This is a genomic window from Bradyrhizobium sp. BEA-2-5 (assembly GCF_032918025.1).
Lineage (GTDB): Bacteria > Pseudomonadota > Alphaproteobacteria > Rhizobiales > Xanthobacteraceae > Bradyrhizobium > Bradyrhizobium pachyrhizi.
Genome location: NZ_CP136629.1, coordinates 165,274 through 184,024 on the forward strand (window position 1 = coordinate 165,274; position 18,751 = coordinate 184,024).

General features: G+C 65.3%; 19 protein-coding genes and 1 pseudogene. 5 read left to right on the plus strand and 15 right to left on the minus strand.

Annotation, left to right across the window (positions count from 1 at the left end; all coding sequences use genetic code 11):
• A complete protein-coding gene (locus RX327_RS00745) occupies window positions 1-753 on the plus strand; it encodes a sulfate transporter family protein (protein ID WP_317249164.1) in 753 nt (250 codons plus the stop codon).
• Here RX327_RS00745 and RX327_RS00750 read toward each other — a convergent pair.
• From RX327_RS00750 to nth, 6 genes are all read right to left on the minus strand, one after another.
• Entirely contained in the window at window positions 750-2,252 is a 1,503-nt protein-coding gene (locus tag RX327_RS00750) for a DHA2 family efflux MFS transporter permease subunit (protein ID WP_050383612.1), read from the minus strand. The genes RX327_RS00745 and RX327_RS00750 overlap by 4 nt on opposite strands.
• A 59-nt stretch (window positions 2,253-2,311) precedes the next feature.
• A complete protein-coding gene (locus RX327_RS00755; protein ID WP_050383485.1) occupies window positions 2,312-2,824 on the minus strand; it encodes an isoprenylcysteine carboxyl methyltransferase family protein in 513 nt (170 codons plus the stop codon).
• Window positions 2,821-3,873: a type III polyketide synthase gene (locus RX327_RS00760; protein WP_152977460.1), complete on the minus strand. Its 1,053-nt coding sequence runs from the start codon at window positions 3,871-3,873 to the stop codon at window positions 2,821-2,823. Before RX327_RS00760 ends, RX327_RS00755 begins: the two co-directional genes overlap by 4 nt.
• 140 nt (window positions 3,874-4,013) lie before the next feature.
• On the minus strand, window positions 4,014-5,642 hold the full coding sequence (locus RX327_RS00765) for an MFS transporter (RefSeq protein WP_317249165.1): 1,629 nt from the start codon (window positions 5,640-5,642) through the stop codon (window positions 4,014-4,016).
• On the minus strand, window positions 5,629-6,774 hold the full coding sequence (locus RX327_RS00770; protein WP_317249166.1) for an HlyD family secretion protein: 1,146 nt from the start codon (window positions 6,772-6,774) through the stop codon (window positions 5,629-5,631). Before RX327_RS00770 ends, RX327_RS00765 begins: the two co-directional genes overlap by 14 nt.
• A 106-nt stretch (window positions 6,775-6,880) precedes the next feature.
• Complete coding sequence (gene nth / locus RX327_RS00775) at window positions 6,881-7,666, minus strand: endonuclease III (protein WP_317249167.1); 786 nt, start codon at window positions 7,664-7,666, stop codon at window positions 6,881-6,883.
• A gap of 22 nt (window positions 7,667-7,688) precedes the next feature.
• On the opposite strand from nth, the gene RX327_RS00780 reads away from it, so the two are divergent.
• Together RX327_RS00780 and RX327_RS00785 are read left to right on the plus strand one after the other, a co-directional pair.
• Window positions 7,689-8,249: a DUF2244 domain-containing protein gene (locus RX327_RS00780; RefSeq protein WP_028335762.1), complete on the plus strand. Its 561-nt coding sequence runs from the start codon at window positions 7,689-7,691 to the stop codon at window positions 8,247-8,249.
• Window positions 8,250-8,356: 107 nt separating this feature from the next.
• A complete protein-coding gene (locus tag RX327_RS00785) occupies window positions 8,357-9,253 on the plus strand; it encodes a bifunctional helix-turn-helix domain-containing protein/methylated-DNA--[protein]-cysteine S-methyltransferase (protein ID WP_317251426.1) in 897 nt (298 codons plus the stop codon).
• A gap of 96 nt (window positions 9,254-9,349) precedes the next feature.
• Here RX327_RS00785 and RX327_RS00790 read toward each other — a convergent pair whose 3' ends face one another.
• The 9 genes and pseudogenes from RX327_RS00790 to RX327_RS00830 form a co-directional block, all read right to left on the minus strand.
• Complete coding sequence (locus tag RX327_RS00790) at window positions 9,350-9,973, minus strand: 2,3-bisphosphoglycerate-dependent phosphoglycerate mutase (protein ID WP_317249168.1); 624 nt, start codon at window positions 9,971-9,973, stop codon at window positions 9,350-9,352.
• 47 nt (window positions 9,974-10,020) lie between these two features.
• On the minus strand, window positions 10,021-10,833 hold the full coding sequence (gene dapB / locus RX327_RS00795; RefSeq protein WP_317249169.1) for a 4-hydroxy-tetrahydrodipicolinate reductase: 813 nt from the start codon (window positions 10,831-10,833) through the stop codon (window positions 10,021-10,023).
• A 65-nt stretch (window positions 10,834-10,898) separates the two neighbouring features.
• Window positions 10,899-11,201, minus strand: coding sequence for a DUF1330 domain-containing protein (locus RX327_RS00800; RefSeq protein WP_317249170.1), 303 nt, complete (start codon window positions 11,199-11,201; stop codon window positions 10,899-10,901).
• 21 nt (window positions 11,202-11,222) lie between these two features.
• The gene (gene pyrF, locus RX327_RS00805) at window positions 11,223-11,933 is read right to left on the minus strand and encodes an orotidine-5'-phosphate decarboxylase (protein WP_317249171.1); all 711 of its coding nucleotides are present in this window, start codon (window positions 11,931-11,933) and stop codon (window positions 11,223-11,225) included.
• Window positions 11,934-11,939: 6 nt separating this feature from the next.
• Entirely contained in the window at window positions 11,940-12,518 is a 579-nt protein-coding gene (locus RX327_RS00810; RefSeq protein ID WP_317249172.1) for an NAD(P)H-dependent oxidoreductase, read from the minus strand.
• Window positions 12,519-12,566: 48 nt separating this feature from the next.
• Complete coding sequence (locus tag RX327_RS00815; protein WP_317249173.1) at window positions 12,567-13,169, minus strand: class I SAM-dependent methyltransferase; 603 nt, start codon at window positions 13,167-13,169, stop codon at window positions 12,567-12,569.
• Between the two features lie 99 nt (window positions 13,170-13,268).
• Window positions 13,269-14,393 (minus strand): annotated as a pseudogene (dnaJ, locus tag RX327_RS00820) (molecular chaperone DnaJ); the annotation flags it as partial.
• Between the two features lie 148 nt (window positions 14,394-14,541).
• The gene (gene dnaK, locus RX327_RS00825; protein WP_194390643.1) at window positions 14,542-16,443 is read right to left on the minus strand and encodes a molecular chaperone DnaK; all 1,902 of its coding nucleotides are present in this window, start codon (window positions 16,441-16,443) and stop codon (window positions 14,542-14,544) included.
• 205 nt (window positions 16,444-16,648) lie between these two features.
• On the minus strand, window positions 16,649-16,918 hold the full coding sequence (locus tag RX327_RS00830) for a hypothetical protein (protein WP_050383492.1): 270 nt from the start codon (window positions 16,916-16,918) through the stop codon (window positions 16,649-16,651).
• Between the two features lie 92 nt (window positions 16,919-17,010).
• Here RX327_RS00830 and RX327_RS00835 point away from each other — a divergent pair, with 92 nt between their 5' ends.
• Window positions 17,011-17,946: a hypothetical protein gene (locus tag RX327_RS00835; RefSeq protein WP_317249174.1), complete on the plus strand. Its 936-nt coding sequence runs from the start codon at window positions 17,011-17,013 to the stop codon at window positions 17,944-17,946.
• A gap of 84 nt (window positions 17,947-18,030) precedes the next feature.
• Window positions 18,031-18,741, plus strand: coding sequence for a bifunctional nicotinamidase/pyrazinamidase (gene pncA / locus RX327_RS00840; protein WP_028335773.1), 711 nt, complete (start codon window positions 18,031-18,033; stop codon window positions 18,739-18,741).
• The last annotated feature ends 10 nt before the right edge of the window (window positions 18,742-18,751 follow it).

An 18,751-nucleotide genomic window follows, 5' to 3' on the forward strand; every position in this document is an offset into this window, starting at 1 on the left:
ATGTTAGCCGCCGCCATCAAGGCGCTGTCGCAAATGATCTCGCCGCCGATGCGCTCGATCCTGTGGCGATCGGTCGGCTTGGCGCTCGTGCTGATCACCGTGCTGGCGATCGGCCTGCAGCGGCTGCTCAGCTGGTTTGCGACCAATGGCGAGGTCTGGGCCGAAGGCATGCTCGGCCCCAACTTCCATTCCACGCTGCACGTGCTGTCGTGGATCGTCTCGATCGCGGCGGGCCTGGGCGTCGTGTTCGGCGGCATCTTCCTGATGCCCGCGATCACCTCGCTGGTGGCGAGCCTGTTCGTCGACGACGTCGCCGACATCGTCGAGCGCGAGCATTATCCGGCCGAGCGGCCCGGCGTGGCGCTGCCGCTCGGCCAGGCGATCCTCGAGGGCGGCAAGACCGCGCTGCTGACGATCGTGGTCTATCTGGTCGCGTTGCCTCTGGTGCTTTTCGCCGGCGCCGGATTCCTGATCTTCTTCCTCGCCGCGGCCTGGCTGCTTGGCCGCGAATATTTCGAGCTCGCGGCGATGCGCTTCCGCCCGCCGGAGGAAGCCAAGGCGATGCGGCGTGACAACGCCGCCACCATCTTCACCGCCGGGCTCTTCATCGCCGCCTTCGTCTCGATCCCGATCATCAATCTGGCGACGCCGATCTTCGCCATGGCCTTCATGGTCCACATGCACAAGCGCCTGTCAGGCCCGCGGCCCGAGCTGATCGAGCCGGCGCGGCAAACCAACGTGTCCTCGGTCTAGGTGGTATCCGGAAGCACGGGCAGCGATGCCGGTACCCGATCGCTTGCGAATGGCACGAGCAGCAGTCCGACGATCGCCACGCAGGCGAGCATCGCCCATGCCTCGTTGACGGTGAGTGCGAGCGACGCCCGTTCGACCAACGGCCGGATGAACGCCACCGTGGCGTCGTCCGGCAGACCCGGCGGGCGGTCGATCAGCAACTTCGGATCGAGCCCGATCGCCTGCGCCGCGGTGACATCCCCCGCCAGCAGCCGCACGCGGAAATCCTCGCCATAGATCGGGCTTCGCCCATAGAGGATGGTATCGATCAGGGCGATCCCGATCGCGCCGCCCAGATTGCGCATCAGATTGAACAGTCCGCTGGCGTCGGCGATGTCCGCCTCCGGCAGGGCGCCCAGCGCAATGCGCGTCGGCGGCAGGAGGCAGAACATGATCGCGACGCCGCGGACGACCTGCGGCCAGAACATCTCGCCAAAATCCGCCGTGCGCGGCTGAATGGCGCTCCAACCGAGGCCGAGCGCGAACAAGGCGAAGCCCGCGCCGGTCAACTGCCGCGCGCCGACGCGGCTTTCGAGGACCGCCGCGAGCGGCGCGGCGACGAGCTGCGCAACCCCCGTGACCAGCATGATCGTGCCGATCTCGAAGGCGTCGTGGCGGCGGACGAAACCGAGGAATACCGGCATCAGATAGGTCGATCCGTACAGGCCAACGCCGAGGCAAAAGCTCAGTGCGCAACCGATCGCGAACGGACGCCGCCTGAAAAGCGTCAATTGCGCGATCGGATAGGCCGCGCGGAGCGTGCGCCGGATCAGTAGCATCAACCCCGCGATGCTTCCGATCAGCAGGCCGAGGCAAGGCATCGAGGCCCAACCGCGTTGCGGCGCTTCCTTCAGACCGATCATGAAGCTTGCGAGCGTCGCCGCGAGCAGGACAAGCGACCATTTATCCAGTCTGGAGAACGCCCGAAGCTGCACGCCTTCCTTCGGAAGCAGCGACGGCGTGACCGAGGCTGCCACCGTTCCCGGAACCAGATTGATCAGGAACAGCCACGGCCAGGACCAGGTCTGCGTGATCCAGCCGCCGACGACGGGTCCAACGGTCGGCGCGAGCACCGCGACGACGCCGCCGATCGTGGTGGCCACCGGGTGAAGCCGCGCCGGGAACAGCGTGAACACGGCGGAGAACACTGCGGGAATCAGGACGCCGCCGGAAAATCCCTGCAGCACCCGGAATGCCAGCAGCGCGGCAAAGCCGCCGCTGAGGGCGCAGCCGACCGACGCGACGGTGAACAGGCTCACGGCAAGCGCGAACAGCCATCGCAACGACAGCGCATGCGTGAACAGGCCGGTCAGTGGGATCGCGATCACCTCCGCGATCAGATAGGCGGTCTGGATCCAGCTCATCGCCGCCGGCGAGATCGCAAGCGCGCGCTGGATCGTCGGCAACGAGGTTGCGACGACCTGGATGTCGAGAATCGCCATGAACATGCCGAAGCACATCAGGAGGAAGCCGGCCCAGGTCGCAACCGATGGGCTGTCGGTTCGGTGATCCGCCTTGCTCATGGCGTGCTTGTACGTGGCCAATCGGAAACGGATAGCGCGCGGTTCTCGATCCGAATCCGGACCGCAAGCACCGCGAGATTGAGGAGGGTGAACATCAGCGCCAATCGCGGCAGGTGGAGCGTGAGGGGCAGAAGCGCGATTTCACCGACCACGACGGCGTAGTTTGGATGCGGGAGATATCGGTACGGCCCGGATGCCACCAGCGGCGCGCCCGGCAGCACGACGATTCGCGTGGTCCATCGCGGCCCGAGCGCGACGAGGATCCATATCCGCAGGCCTTGCAGCACCAGAAAACCCGCCAGCGCGGCCAGGTTGACGTCCTGGTCGCGGCCCCAGATCCACAGCGCGGTCAGCCAGCCGGCGTGAACCAGGACAATGAGCGGGTAGTGATTGGCGCCGACCTCGACCGCGCCTCGCGCGAGAAGCCGCTCGGTGTTGCGACGTGACAGCACGAGCTCGCCGAGACGCTGCAGCGTGACCAGAGCGAGGATGACCGACGCGAAGCTCATGCCGCGTGCCTGAGCGCAACGCAGCTGAGCGTGAAGCCCGGCCCGAGCGCCGTGAGCAGCGAGCGCGGCGGCAATCCCTTGGCGCAGGCTCGTTCGAGAACAAAGAGAACCGTCGGGCCCGACATGTTGCCGCAAGCCGCGATGACGTCGCGTTCGTGATCGAGCGTGCCCTGATCGAGCGCGAGTGCCCGCTCCAGCGCGGCGATGACCTTGGCGCCGCCGGGATGGCAGAGGTAGCGGTCGACGTCATCGGCCGTCAGCTGCATCCGCGCGAGGATTTCGGCAACGGCCGGCCCAACATGGTCGCGGACGAAATCCGGAATGGTTCGCTGAAAGACCACGCCGAATCCTTCCGGATCGACCGTCCAGCCCATGATGTCGAGCGTATCCGGCCACAGCTTTTCGCCCGTCGCCTCGATCCGCGTCGCACCACCGTCGCCGGCGCGCAGCACGATCGCGGCCGCGCCATCGCCGAACAGGCTGGCCGCAACGATATTTGCCTTGGTGAGCTCGTCGTGCCGGACCGCGAGCGTGCAGAGTTCGAGCGCAACCAGCAGCACGTTCGCCCCCGGCCGTGCTTCGGCCAGCCGCGCCGCGATCGACAGGCCGGACACACCGCCCGCGCAGCCGAGGCCGAACACCGGCACGCGCGACACATCCGTCCGCAGTCCGAGCTTGCCGGCGACGCGCGCCTCCAGCGTCGGCGTGGCTATGCCCGTCGAGCACACCGTGACCACGATATCGATGTCACTGCCGGTCAGGTCGGCGCGCGCAATCGCCTTGCGCGCCACGTCGACGTACAGCGTCTCCGCGCCCTCGAGGAACGCCAGCGTTCGCTCCGGCCAGCCGCGCCGTTCGAGATACCATTCGATCGGCTTGACGCCGTAGCGATGCTGAATGCCGGTGTTGGCGAACAGGCTGGAGAGCGTCTCGAACTCGGCATAGCGGTCGGCGAGGAGATTGCGCGCGGCCTGCAGGACCTGTCCCTGATGGAATAGATGCGGTGGAACCGCCGTCGCCAGGGAAACAAGCGCGGCCGTCTGCTTTATCTCGATCATCGTGGCTCCATTTCCCCCGCTCTTGGAACCGCGCGATGAGCAAAATATTTCAACACGCCTGCGACATAGCGCGAGCGCGGTATTCACTATAAATTGACCCGGCGCCAATATCCGCGCCGCCTCTTCGCAAATCAGGAAGCGGTGGCGCCCAGCCTGCGCATCACGCTCTTCACCAAGCCGAGCGGCGCCGGCGACAACGGGCCCTGCGGCGCGCGCGTGATGAAGGCGACCAGGACCAGCGCCAGGATCGCGAGCCAGAAGCACAGCCAGAAGCCGTCGATATAGGCGAGCACATTGGCCTCGCGCTGGACGATGCCCGCCAGCGTGCCGACCGCGCGCCCCGTAGCTGTCCCGATGCCATGGCCGGAAAATTCACCTGCCAGCCGCTGGAGCAGGTTCACGACGTCGATATTGCCGTTCTGCACGTGCTGTCCGAGATAGAAGGAATGGACCTGCTCGCGCACGCGCAGCCAGGTGCCCATCAGCGCCACGCCGATCTCGGCGCCGCCGAGCCGCATGATCTGGATATAGGCGGCGAACGCCGTCGCCCGCGAGGGATCGGAATTCGACAGTGCCATGATGATGATCGGCAGCAGCGTGAACGACTGCCCGATCGCCTGGAGCAGGACGATGCCGGCGAAGTCCTCGCGCGCCCAGACGTGGGTGAGTTGCGTGCCCCAGAGATTGGCCGCGGCGAACGCCGAGAAGCCGAGCACCACGACGATGCGCGGATCGAGGTGGCGCAGCAGCCAGATCGAGACCGGCACCAGCACGAACATCGGCAAGGCGCCATAGGTCAGCAGCAGCATGCCGCTCTGCTCCGGCCTGAGCAGCGCGATGGTGGCGAGGAAGTTCGGCACCAGCGACGCATTGGACAGGCTGGTCAGCGTGTAGAGCAGGATCAGGAGCAGCCCGAAGCCGATGTTGCGCGAGAACAGCACGTTGACATGCGCCCAGGGCCGGCGCGCGACCATTTCGTTGATCATGAAGGCGACGATCAACAGCGCGCCGCCGATCAAGAGCGCCATCACCGTGCCGGAACCGAGCCAGTCCAGCCGGTTGCCCTGGTCAAGTCCCGCATAGATCATCGACACCGAGGCGCCGAGCAGCAGCATGCCGCCCCAATCGGCCTCGCGCAGCAGCGCGCGGTTCACCGGCTCGTTCGGCGTGCCGAGATAGACCATCAGGCCCATCAAGGGCGCGATCACCACGCCCTGCCAGTACAGCCATTGCCAGCCGAGATGGTCGACATAGAAGCCGACCAGCGAGGTCGAGGTGTCCAACGCGAAGCCGACGCGGATCGAATAGATTGAGATCGCCGGCAGCCACCAGCGGATCGGCAGATTGCGGAACACGATCATCAGCGTCGCCGGCACGAAGGTCCCGAGCAGCATGCCGTGGGCGATGCTGAGCGCGATCAGCGTCGTGTAGTCGCGCACGAACGGGATAGTCAGCGAGACCACCGCATAGACGAGGCTGGGGATGCCGAGCACGCGGCGCAGGCCGAACACCGTGGCAAGCCAGGCCACCGCAGGCGCGATGAAGATCTGCGAGCCGATGCCGGCGGTCGAGAGCCAGGCGCCCTCGTCGAAGCCGAGCGAGAATGCGCCGCGCAGGTCCGGCAGGCCGACCGTGGTCAGCCGGCTGTCGAAATTGGCAAGGAACGAGCCGAGCAGCACCGCGACGACCGCGAACAGCGGATAGCGCGCGACGTCGCCGCGCGAGACCGGACCACGGTCGCGGTCGTCACTTTCCGCCATTGGCGGCCGCCTCGCCGGTATCGATGCTGGTGACCACCGACATGCCCGGCACCAGCCGCGCCAGCAGCGGCTGGCCGTCATCGAACTGAATGCGCACCGGGATGCGCTGCACCACCTTGGTGAAATTGCCTGTGGCGTTGTCGGGCGGCAGCAGTGCGAATTGCGATCCGCTCGCCGGTGCGATGCGCTCGACGACGCCGCGCAGCTTCTGGCCCGCGAACGTATCCACGGTGATCTCGACCGGCTGGCCCGGTGTCACGTGCGTGAGCTGGGTCTCCTTGTAGTTCGCGATCACATAGACCTTGGGCAGCGGCACCACGTTGATGAGGTTGGTGCCGATATTGACGTAATCGCCGGGCTGCACCTGGCGCTCGCCGACAACGCCGTCGAACGGCGCGGTGATCTTCGTGTAACCAAGCTTGAGCTTCGCCGATGCCAGCAGCGCCTTCGCGGCGTCAAGGTCGGCGGCACGCTGCTTCTTGGTTCCTTGCAGAACCTCGAGCTGATGGCGCTGCGCCGCGATCACAGCGCGGCTGGCGCGTACGTCGGCCTCCGCCTTGGCATAAGATGCGGTCGCCTGCTCGAGCCGCTGCCGCGTGCCGGCGTCGGTTTGCGACAGCGACTGCTGACGCTCTTCCTCCTGACGTGCCAGGGTCTGCTGCGCCTCCGCAGACAGCCGCGCGGCCTGCGCCTGCGCGATCGTCGCATATTGCAGCTCGATCTGGTTGTTGAGGTTATCCAGCACGGCCTGGGCACCGACCACGCCGGCCTCGGCCTGCGCGACTTGCGCCTCGTAATCGGCGGGATCGATCTGGATCAGGAGGTCGCCGGCCTTGACGCGCTGGAAATCGGTGACCCCCACGCTGAGCACTTCACCCGAGACGCGGCTCGACAGCCGCGTCAGCTCGGCGCGCACATAGGCGTCGTTGGTGGTCTGGATCGTGGCGCTGCCGACCCAGGCATCCCAGCGACTGGTCGCCACCGCGACGAACACCAGCGCGACGAGCACGGCAAACAGCGGAATCGCGAAGCGGCTCCAGAAGCCGCTTGCTGAAGATTGCGGCTTGGCGGGCGCCGCAGCAGGCGCGGTCTGGCTGGCGGGTGACGGACCATCTTCAACCTGCTCTGCCACACCGCACTCCCTCAATCACGCACCGGAACAACCGACAAACCTATCGCGCGAACCGGCATCCACTTCGCTCGAAAATGCTCTGATAGCACATGACGACGATCATGCCTCACACCGTCTTCTCCGGCCACCGGCAGAGATCGTTGATCAGGCACACCTCGCAGCGCGGCTTGCGCGCGAGGCAAGTATAGCGCCCGTGCAGGATCAGCCAATGATGGGCATGCAGCATGAATTCTGCCGGGATGACCTTTTCGAGACCGAGCTCGACCTCGAGCGGCGTCTTGCCCGGCGCAAGTCCGGTGCGGTTGCCGACGCGGAAGACATGCGTGTCGACCGCCATGGTGTGCTCGCCGAAGGCCATGTTGAGCACGACGTTCGCGGTCTTGCGCCCGGCGCCGGGCAACGACTCGATCTCGGCACGCGTGCGCGGCACCTGGCCGCCGAATTCGCTGAGCAGCTTCGCCGACAGCGCGATCACGTTCTTCGCCTTGGTGCGGTAGAGGCCGATTGTCTTGATGTACTCGCGCAGGCGCTCCTCGCCGAGGTCGAGCATCTTCTGCGGGGTGTCGGCGACCTCGAACAATGCGCGCGTCGCCTTGTTGACGCCGGCGTCGGTCGCTTGCGCCGATAGCACCACGGCAACCAGCAGCGTGAACGGATTGACGTGCTCGAGCTCGCCCTTCGGCTCCGGATTGGCCTTGCGGAAACGGTCGAAAGCCTCGTAGACCTCCTCCGATGTCCATGGCTTCGGCTTTACGGTTCGCTTGGCGGCCTTCTTGGCCGCCTTCTTTGCCCCGCGTTTGGGCAGCAGCCTTGCCGCTTTCGCAGGCTTCTTCTTCGGTGCAGACCGAACGCTTGATGTGCTGGCGCGTTGAGAGCGGATGATTTTGGCCATGAACCGGATATACTGATACGTCATGACCGCAGGCAACGACTTTGATCCGGGCGAAGACCTCAGGGCCAATGACCTCGCGGCTGATGCCGCTGAGGCCGAGCCCAAACTGTTCTCGGCATTGCTGACGCCGCACCGCTCGCTGAATCGCACCGGCTTTATCGTGCTGATGTCGTTCGTCACCGTGGTCAGCTTCATTGCCGGCGCGGTGTTCTGGTGGCTCGGCGCCTGGCCGATCTTCGGCTTCTTCGGCCTCGACGCGCTGGTGATCTATTGGGCGTTCAAGGTCAATTTCCGCACCGCCAAGGCGAGCGAGGAGATCACCGTCACGGCGTCGGAACTGCGGGTGCGCAGGATCAGCCATCGCGGGCATGTGGCGGAATGGGTGCTCAATCCGCTCTGGGTACGGTTCGAACAGATCTCGCATGAGGAGTTCGGCATCGAGCGGCTTTATCTGGTCTCCCGGGGCCGCCGGGTCAGCGTCGGCAGCTTCCTGGGTCCGGACGAAAAGGCCAGCTTCTCCAAGGCCTTGACGGCGGCGCTCAACGCCGCGAAACGCGGCCCGACTTACAACCCCATCCACTAGGTCTTATTTGAGCATGATCTTTTCGGAAAACCGGTCTCCACTTTTCCGGATCATGCTTGTCAGAAATCGGGTGGTTTGGACGCGCCATGGCTCCTAAATCAGACGCCATGATGACCCTCGCGATCCACGACCAGCGCCTGGCCAAGCCGGGCCCCCACAACGCCGCGTTGCGCGACTATGATTCGGTGCGCCGGGCGATCGCCTTCATCTCGGCGAACTGGCGCGCGCAGCCGACCATCGAGGCGATGGCGGATGCCGCCGGCGTCACGCCGGACGAGCTGCACCATCTGTTCCGCCGCTGGGCTTCGATCACACCGAAGGCCTTCATGCAGGCGCTCACCCTCGACCACGCCAAGAACCTGCTCAGGGATTCCGCCAGCATCCTCGACGCGGCGCTCGACTCCGGCCTGTCGGGCCCCGGCCGGCTGCACGATCTCTTCGTCACTCACGAGGCGATGTCGCCGGGCGAATGGAAGAACGGCGGTGCCGGCCTCATCCTGCGCTACGGCTTCCATTCCTCGCCGTTCGGCACCGCGATCGTGATCGCCACCGATCGCGGCCTGTCAGGACTTGCCTTCGCCGATCACGGCGAGGAGAAGATCGCACTCGCCGACATGACGCGGCGCTGGCCGAACGCCACATATGTCGAGGACACCGACGGCACCACCGCACTGGCACAGCGCGTGTTCGATACACGGTTGTGGCGTCCGGATCAGCCGCTGCGCGTGGTCCTGATCGGCACCGATTTCGAGGTGCGGGTGTGGGAGACGCTGCTGAAGATTCCGATGGGACGCGCGGTGTCCTATTCCGACATCGCCTGCAACATCAACAGCCCCAAGGCCTCGCGCGCCGTCGGCGCCGCCGTCGGCAAGAACCCGGTCTCCTTCGTCGTGCCCTGCCACCGCGCGCTCGGCAAGAGCGGCACGCTCACCGGCTATCACTGGGGCATCACCCGCAAGCAGGCGATGCTGGGCTGGGAAGCGGGGCAGGTCGGATTGCACTAGCTCAATTGCAGGATGGGTAGCGCGAAGCGAAACCCATCGTCCTTATCCTCATTGCGTGATTGATGGGTTTCGCTTCGCTCTACCCATCCTGCGGGCCTACCCCGCGAGATCGACCTTTGAAGCAACGGTGGAATCGGCATTGAGCAGATAGACCACCGGCGCGCCGGTCGCGAGTTCGCGTTTGAGGATCTGCTCGGGCGAGAGCTTCTCCAGCACCATGATCAGCGCGCGCAGCGAATTGCCGTGGGCGGCAACCAGGGTACGCTTGCCGTTGAGCACGCCGGGCAGGATCTCCTGCACGTAATAGGGCAGCGCGCGCGCGAGCGTGTCCTTCAGGCTTTCGCCGCCGGGCGGCGGCACGTCGTAGGAGCGGCGCCAGATCAGCACCTGCTCCTCGCCCCATTTCTTGCGCGCATCGTCCTTGTTGAGGCCGGAGAGATCGCCGTAATCGCGCTCGTTCAACGCGAGGTTCTTCGAGGTCGGCAGACCGGTCTGACCGATCTGCTCCAGCATCAGCTTCAGCGTGTGCTGCGCACGGGTGAGGTCGGAGGTGAAGGCGACGTCGAACACGAGGCCCTGTGCCTTCAGCTTGCGGCCGGCTTCCGTGGCTTCCTTCACACCGAGCTCGGTGAGATCGGGGTCCTTCCAGCCGGTGAACAGGTTCTTCAGATTCCATTCGCTCTGGCCGTGACGCACGAGCACGAGAAGACGTTCGCTCATTTCAGATTCCGTTTTCGCTTAGCTGGATTTCATTCCGTCGAGCGGTGTCAGTCGCTCAAACCGAGTACGTCGGCCATCGAGTAATGCCCCGGCTTCTTGCCGTGCGCCCACAGCGCCGCCTTCAGCGCGCCATGGGCGAACAGCATGCGGTCCTCGGCCTGATGCGACAGCGTCAGGCGCTCGAACGGGCCGAGGAAGCTGACGCTGTGGTCGCCGGCGACGGTGCCGCCGCGCAACGAGGCGAAGCCGATATTGCCCGGCCGGCGCGCGCCGGTGATGCCATCGCGCCCGCGCGCCGAATGCTGATCGAGTGCGATCTTGCGGCCGGCAGCAGCGGCTTCACCGAGCATCAAGGCGGTGCCCGACGGCGCATCGATCTTGGACTTGTGGTGCATCTCGAGAATTTCGATGTCGAAGCTCTGGTCGAGCGCCTTGGCGACACGCTTGACCACGGCGGCGAGCAGGTTGACGCCGAGGCTCATATTGCCTGACTGCACCACGACGGCGCGATTGGTGACGCTGCGTATCACCGCATCGTCGGACGGCGACATCCCGGTCGTGCCGATGACGTGGACGATGCCGCGCTCGGCGGCGATCGCGACATTGGCGATGGTCGCCGCCGGGACGGTGAAATCGAGGATGCCGTCGGCATCCCTCGACATCGCCCAGAGATCGGCGGACAGCTTGATGCCGTTGGCCGGCAGGCCTGCGAGCACGCCGGCATCCTTGCCGAGCATTTCCGAACCCGGCGCTTCCAGTGCGCCCGCCAGCACGGCGCCCTTGCTCTCGGCTATCGCCCGCGTCAGCGCCCGGCCCATCCGGCCGCCGGCTCCTGCAACAATCAAGCGCATGTCGGACATGGCTCACCTCTCCACGCGATATAGCGAGCCAAGGCTGTTCCGGCAACCGAACCGGCTACCCGCGATCACGGCTGCGGGCCGTCATAGCCCTCGATGATGATGAGGTCGGCAACCGAGTGCGGCTGGCGCACCTTGATGTTGGCCTGGTATTCCGGCGAGTTGTAACAGGCGAGCGCGGTCTCGTAGTCCGGGAATTCGATCACGACGTTGCGGGTGCGGCTCTCTCCCTCGACGCAGTTGAGCTGGCCGCCGCGTACCACGTAACGGCCGCCGAACTTCTTGAAGATCGCAAGGTTGGCCACCGCGTAGGGCTTGTAGCCTTCGTCATTGTGAACGTCGACGCGTCCAATCCAGTATCCATTCGCCATCTCTGTTCTCCCTCTTGTTGTTCAGGCGAGCGCCTGGGCGATTTCGGCGTGAATGGCTTCGGCTGAAGCCTTTGGATCGGCGGCTTCCATCACCGGCCGTCCGACGACGAGATAGTCGGCGCCCGCCGCGATCGCACGACCCGGCGTCATGACGCGCTTCTGGTCGCCGGTCGGTGCGCCCGCCGGACGGATGCCGGGCGTGACGAGGCTCATCTGATGGCCGACGATCTTGCGCAAGGCGGCGGCCTCCTCGGGCGAGCTGACGAGGCCGTCAACACCAAGCGCCTGCGCCTGCCTGGCGCGCGCTTCGACCAGATCGGAGACGCCAAGCCGATATCCGGCCGCGTGCAGGTCGTCGTCATCGTATGAGGTCAGCACCGTGACCGCGAGAATCTTCAAGCTCGATCCGCCACGCCCTTCGACCGCCGCCTTCATGGTCTGCGGATAGGCGTGGACGGTGAGGAAGGTCGCCCCCAGCCTGGCGACACTCTCGACACCGCGCATCACGGTGTTGCCGATGTCGTGCATCTTGAGATCGGGGAAGACCTTCTTGCCGCTGCCTGCAAGCTGCTTCGCCAGGATGAGGCCGCCGGCATAACCGAGCTGATAGCCGATCTTGTAAAAGGTGACGGCATCGCCGAGCCGGTCGATCATCGCCTCGGCGCTGGCGACGGACGGCAGATCGAGCGCCACGATCAACCGGTCTCTTGGAGCGATCCTGGCTGGCTGCATGTCACCTCACATCATGCGTTGGGATTGGTCGATCAGCTGCCGCACCAGCGCCTGCATCGCGTCGATGTCGGCCTGGTGCTTCAGATGATCCATATCGTCGTAGGCCTGCTCGGCGAATGACAGCGCGAGCTGGTTCGGGATCACGGTGGCGTGGCACGCCGTCAGGATCAGGCGCAGCGCAGCCAGCGCGCGCGTGCCGCCGAGCCGGTTGCCGGATGCGGCTGAAATCGCGAACGCGCGGCCGTGGAACACCTGACCTCGCACCTCATGCGGATCCTGCACGCGGCTCACCCAGTCGATCGTGTTCTTCACCAACGCCGGCACCGAGGCGTTGTATTCGGGCGAGACGATGAGGATGCCGTGATGGGCGCCGATCATGCGCTTGAGATTGATGGCGTGCTTGGGCACGCCGGATTTGGCCTGGAGATCGCCGTCATAGATCGGCAGCGGAAAATCGGCCAGCGAGATGCGGGTGACGTCGACGCCGGATTGCGCCAGTTCGTGCGCCAGCACGGCCGCCAGCTTCGCATTGAGCGAGCCTGACCGAAGCGATCCGGGGATCACGAGGATTTTCAGCGCGGACATTTTGAAATCGCAGGTAAGGCGCACGCCCGGCGCGACGGCGCCGGGTGGTCAGCCCTTGCGATACACCCAGACGCGGGCCGGCGGAAGGTTCATCCAGATCCGTTCCGAAGCCTCTGTGGACACGCCGTGCAGCGATTTCGGGATCGGCGGCACCACCGCATAGGTGAACTGGATGAAGGGCGCGCCGGGCGCGAGCGCCGTGAAGGCGTCGCGGATCAGCCTCAGGCGGGTCAGCATCGGCTTGGTGACGAGCGGCAGACCGGAGACCACGGCCGAGGCGGGAGATTTCAGCACCTCCCACAGCGTATCGCGCAGCCTATAGGCGTCCCCCTGGACGACCCTGGCGTGCGGATAGCGGTCGCGCAGCAGCGCGCAGAAGCCGGGATTGTATTCGACGAGGACGAGACGCTTCTGGTCGACACCGCGCTCGATCAGCGCGGAGGTGATGGCGCCGGTGCCGGGTCCGAGCTCGACCACCGGTCCCTCGGCGTCGGGATCGACATATTGCGCCATGGTGCGGGCGAGCAGCCGTCCGGACGGCATCACCGCGCCCATATGCAGCGGCTTCTCCATCCATGAACGGAGAAATCGAACCTCGTCGTCGAGACGGAGGGGCTTCTTCGACGCACGCACGGACGATTGCAAAGGCATGTCGCTACCAGGCGGGGACCGCACAATCGAGCGGTTGTCAGAAAACAGTCACAAAGACGTATAGGTCGAAGTCGTTACGGTCAAGCATAACGACTGCGGCTAGACGGAGCGATTACCGAAGAAGTCCTTGACCTTGGCGAAGAAACCCTCGGATTCCGGCTGGGTGTTGCCGGAGGAGAGCTTGTCGAACTCGGCCAGCAATTCCTGCTGCTTCTTGGTGAGATTCTGCGGGGTCTCGACCACGACCTGGACATACATGTCGCCCATCTGGCGCGAGCGCAGCACCGGCATACCCTTTGATGCAATGCGGAATCGGCGGCCCGATTGGGTTCCGGCGGGCACCTTCACCTTGGTCTTGGCCTTCTCGATCGTCGGCACCTCGAATTCACCGCCGAGCGCGGCCGTCACCATCGAGATCGGCACGCGGCAATGCAGATCGGCGCCGTCGCGTTGGAAGAACTGGTGCTGGGCCAGCGACAGGAAGATGTAGAGGTCGCCGGGCGGACCGCCGCGGACGCCAGCCTCGCCCTCGCCGGCGAGCCTGATCCGCGTGCCGTCCTCGACGCCCGGCGGAATGTTGACCGACAGCGTGCGCTCGCGGGTGACCCGGCCCTGGCCCGCGCAGGACGGGCAGGCGTCCTCGATCATCTGGCCGCGGCCCTGGCAGCCGGGACAGGTTCGCTCCAGCGTGAAGAAGCCCTGCGACTGCCGCACGCGGCCGGCGCCGCCGCAGGTCGAGCAAGTCTTCGGCTTGGTGCCGGCCTTGGCGCCGATACCCGAACAGGCCTCGCAGGTGACCGAGACCGGAATCTCGATCTGGGCGGTCTTGCCGCCGAAAGCTTCCTCGAGGGTGATTTCCATGTTGTAGCGCAGGTCGGCGCCGCGCTCGCGGCCGCCGCGGCCGCGCTGTCCGGCCATGCCGAACAGGTCTTCAAAAATGTCCGAGAAGGAGGAGGCGAAGCCCGCGCCGAAGCCGGCGCCGCCGCCGCCGCCCTGCTCGAAGGCGGCGTGGCCGTAACGGTCATAAGCGGCGCGCTTGTCGCCGTCCTTCAGCACCTCATAGGCTTCGTTGATTTCCTTGAACCGGACTTCGCTGGTGGCGTCGCCCGGATTCTTGTCCGGATGCCATTTCATCGCGAGCTTGCGGAAAGCCGATTTCAGCTTGGTCTCGTCCGCGTTCCGCTCAACTTCGAGGGTCTCGTAATAGCAGCGCTTGGTGGACGTCCTTCAATTCCGTCCGAAGTTCGTCGCCATCGCCAAGGATTGCGCCTGTCTGGAAGATGCAGTGATCGCCTTAAAGAAAAATGCCCCCCACTCCTCCGAGACGCGGCGCGTGCTCTTTGGTGTGAGGGCCATGATCGCAAGCCCGCGCTTAAGCAGACTTCTTGTTGTTCTTGTCGTCGTCGACTTCGGTGAACTCCGCATCGACGACGTCGTCCTTGGCCGCATCCTTCTTGGCGTCGGCCTCGGCCTGCTGCTTGTACATGGCCTCGCCGAGCTTCATCGAAGCCTGCGCCAGCGTCTGCGTCTTGGCCTTGATCGCCTCGGCATCGTCGCCCTTCAGCGCTTCCTTGAGGTCGCTGACGGCATCCTCGATGGCGCGGCGCTCGCTCTCGGCGACCTTCGAACCGTGCTCGGCCAGCGCCTTCTCGGTCGAATGCACCAGGCCGTCGGCCTCGTTCTTGGCGGTCACGGCCTCGCGGCGCTTCTTGTCCGCCTCGGCATTGGCCTCGGCGTCCTTGACCATCTTCTCGATGTCGGCTTCCGACAGACCACCCGAGGCCTGGATGCGGATCTGCTGCTCCTTGCCCGTGGCCTTGTCCTTGGCCGAGACGTTGACGATGCCATTCGCGTCGATGTCGAAGGTCACCTCGATCTGCGGCATGCCGCGCGGAGCCGGCGGGATGCCCATCAGGTCGAACTGGCCGAGCATCTTGTTGTCGGCCGCCATTTCACGCTCGCCCTGGAAGACCCGGATGGTGACGGCATTCTGACTGTCTTCAGCCGTCGAGAACACCTGGCTCTTCTTGGTCGGGATCGTGGTGTTGCGGTCGATGATGCGGGTGAACACACCGCCCAGCGTCTCGATGCCCAGCGACAGCGGGGTCACGTCGAGCAGCAGCACGTCCTTGACGTCGCCCTGGAGCACGCCGGCCTGGATCGCGGCACCGATCGCCACGACTTCGTCCGGGTTGACGCCCTTGTGCGGCTCCTTGCCGAACAGCTGCTTCACGACTTCCTGGACCTTCGGCATGCGCGACATGCCGCCGACCAGCACGACTTCGCCGATCTCACCGGCGGTGACGCCGGCATCCTTCAGCGCCTTGCGGCAGGGCTCGACCGTCTTCTGGATGAGGTCGTCGACCAGCGCCTCGAACTTGGCGCGGGTGAGCTTCATCGTCAGATGCTTCGGGCCGGTCTGGTCCGCCGTGATGAAGGGCAGGTTGATCTCGGTCTGCGTCGTCGAGGACAGCTCGATCTTGGCCTTCTCAGCGGCTTCCTTCAGGCGCTGCAACGCAAGCTTGTCGTTGCGCAGGTTGATGCCCTGCTCCTTCTGGAACTCGTCGGCTAGATAGCCCACGAGGCGCATGTCGAAATCTTCGCCGCCGAGGAAGGTGTCGCCGTTGGTCGACTTCACCTCGAACACGCCGTCGCCGATTTCGAGAATGGAGATATCGAAGGTGCCGCCGCCGAGGTCGTACACGGCGATGGTGCCGGCCTTGGTCTTGTCGAGGCCGTAGGCGAGCGCGGCCGCGGTCGGCTCGTTGATGATGCGCAGCACTTCGAGGCCCGCGATCTTGCCGGCGTCCTTGGTCGCCTGGCGCTGGGCGTCGTTGAAGTAGGCGGGAACGGTGATGACGGCCTGATCGACCTTCTGACCGAGATGGGCTTCCGCGGTCTCCTTCATCTTCTGCAAGATGAACGCCGAGACCTGCGAGGGCGAGTAGGTCTGGCCGTCGGCCTCGACCCAGGCGTCGCCGTTGGAGGCTTTCACGATCTTGTACGGGACGAGCTTCTTGTCCTTCTCGACCATCGGGTCGTCGTAGCGGCGGCCGATGAGGCGCTTCACTGCGAAGAAGGTGCGCTCGGGATTGGTGACGGCCTGGCGCTTGGCCGGCTGGCCGACGAGGCGCTCACCGTCGTCCGTCACGGCGACGATCGAAGGCGTCGTGCGCATGCCTTCGGAATTCTCGATGACTTTCGCGTTCTTGCCATCCATCACGGCGACGCACGAATTCGTGGTGCCGAGGTCGATCCCAATGACCTTTCCCATGGTTTTCATATCCTCTTTGCTACGGCAGGTTGGTTGGGCCCTGACGGCGCTCCGTACCGAACCCCCAGACGTTCACATACTCGCGATATTGCGACGGTGAGCCTGATATAGGAGAGAGGGTCCTGCCCGCAAGGACTGGACGCAACGTTGAGGCCTGAAAAGACTGACGTTTGAAAGATTGTGTCAGCCCGGCTGCAGCGCCGGTTCAAGCCCGATCCAAGTTAACAAATCGGCAATGATGCCGCCCGCCGTCGACCGCGAACATCGGCCGCGCGACGTCCGCGCTGTTGAGTGAACACTCACAAACGTCGTATGCGAGAGCGGCGCACAGGCCGAGGGCGCGCTGTTTGGCCGCTGGTGGCCGATCGTCGGAAACGTCGGGAAACTGGAAAGTGCCAGCCAATCGGGACGAAAAGCCCATGGAATCGGGCCTGCAGGCCCGGAGCGCGGCTTTGGCGGCCTGTTGCAGGGTCATCAAAACCGCTAAAAGCGGTCCGACTGAAAGAGGCCATCCAGCCCTGCACCGGCCCCGTTGCGCGGCCACCAAGCAAAACCGGTAGATCCCCCATGACGCCTTTTCGACTTCTCGTTGCGGTTGCCTTGCTGCTTGCTGCCACCTGTCGTGGCTTTGCCGCCGACGTGGTGTTTCCGCCGGGCGCGCATGTCGGGATGAAGCCGCTGGTGGGCCTCAACCGCGCCAGGTCGTTCATCGGCTTCGAGACCGAGGACCAGGGCGTGAAGGTCTTGATCGCCGATCTGCCCGCGGACGCCTACAACGAGGTCGTGAGCGCCTTCAAGGCCAACCCGGCCGGTAGCGGAAACATCAAGCCGGAGAGCCTCGAGACGCCGGCGGGCCTCGCCTATTACACCGTGGAGAGCGCGCGTGACGGCACCACCAATGTGCGGCGCTATTCCATGATCCTGCCGGGACCGACCTTCTCCGGCTATGTCGCGGTCCAGGTGCCGGAGAACGCCAGCAAGATCTACACCGACGACGCCGTGCGGCAGATGTTCGCCACCGCCCAGATCCGCAACGAGGTGCCGGTCGACGAACAGCTCGGCATGATGCCCTTCAAGGTCACCGAGCTCGGCAGCTTCAAGAATGTCCGCATGCTGGCGCCGGGCGCCGCGCTGCTGATGGCCGACGGCGACGACAAGGGCCTTGAGACCAAGCCCTTCATGCTGCTTGGCATCATCGGCTCGGCCCCGGCCACACCGGATGATCGCGGCGGCTTCGCCCAGCAGATCGCCACCACGATCCCCGGCGTGCGCGACGGGCGGATCACCATGTCCGAACCGATCCGGATCGACGGCCAGCCCGGCTTCGAGACGCGCATCGACGCCGTCAGCGGCAAGGACAATACCCCGGTGACCATCGTGCAGTGGCTGCGGTTCGGCGCGCAAACATCGATGCGCATCATCGGCAGCTCCCCGCGCACCGATTGGGAGAAGGCCTTCCCGCGCTTCCGCGCGGTGCGCGACGGCATCCAGCCGCGCGGCTGACAGGCCCGCCGAAAAATCGGACTTTCGCAGCTCCACGAACGGAATTAGCCTTCTCGCACGGTTATCAGAGCGAGGAGGGGCGCGATGTTGGATCGACGACAGGTTGTTGCAGGGCTCGGTACGCTGGCGCTTGCCGCGCTGGTTCCAAAACATCTCTGGGCGGCTGCGATCAAGCCCGACGACGGCGCCGCGCTGCTCGTGATCGACGTCCAGAACTGCTTCCTGCCCGGCGGCAGCCTCGCGGTGAAGGACGGCGAGCAGGTGGTGCCGGTGATCAACCGGATCGCCAAGAGCTTTGCCAATGTGGTGATGACGCAGGACTGGCACACGCCCGGACACATCTCCTTTGCCTCGACCCATTCCGGCAAGAAGCCGTTCGAGACCGTCGACCTTGCCTATGGCAAGCAGGTGCTGTGGCCCGACCACTGCGTGCAGGGCACCGACGGCGCTTCGCTGTCGAAGGAACTCGCGATCCCGCAGGCCGAGCTGATCATCCGCAAGGGGTTTCACAAGGACGTCGACAGCTACTCCGCCTTCACCGAGGCCGACGGCAAGACCACCACCGGGCTCGCCGCCTATCTGAAGGCGCGCAACGTCGAGCGGGTTTTCGTGGCCGGGCTCGCCACCGATTTCTGCGTGGCATGGACCGCGCTCGATGCGCGCAAGGCGGGCTTCGAGACCTATGTGGTGGAAGATGCCTGCCGCGGCATCGACACGCAGGGATCGCTCGCCAAGGCCTGGGACGACATGGCCAAGGCCGGCGTCAAGCGCATCCAGTCCTCGGATATCGCGTAGGACGCTGCCT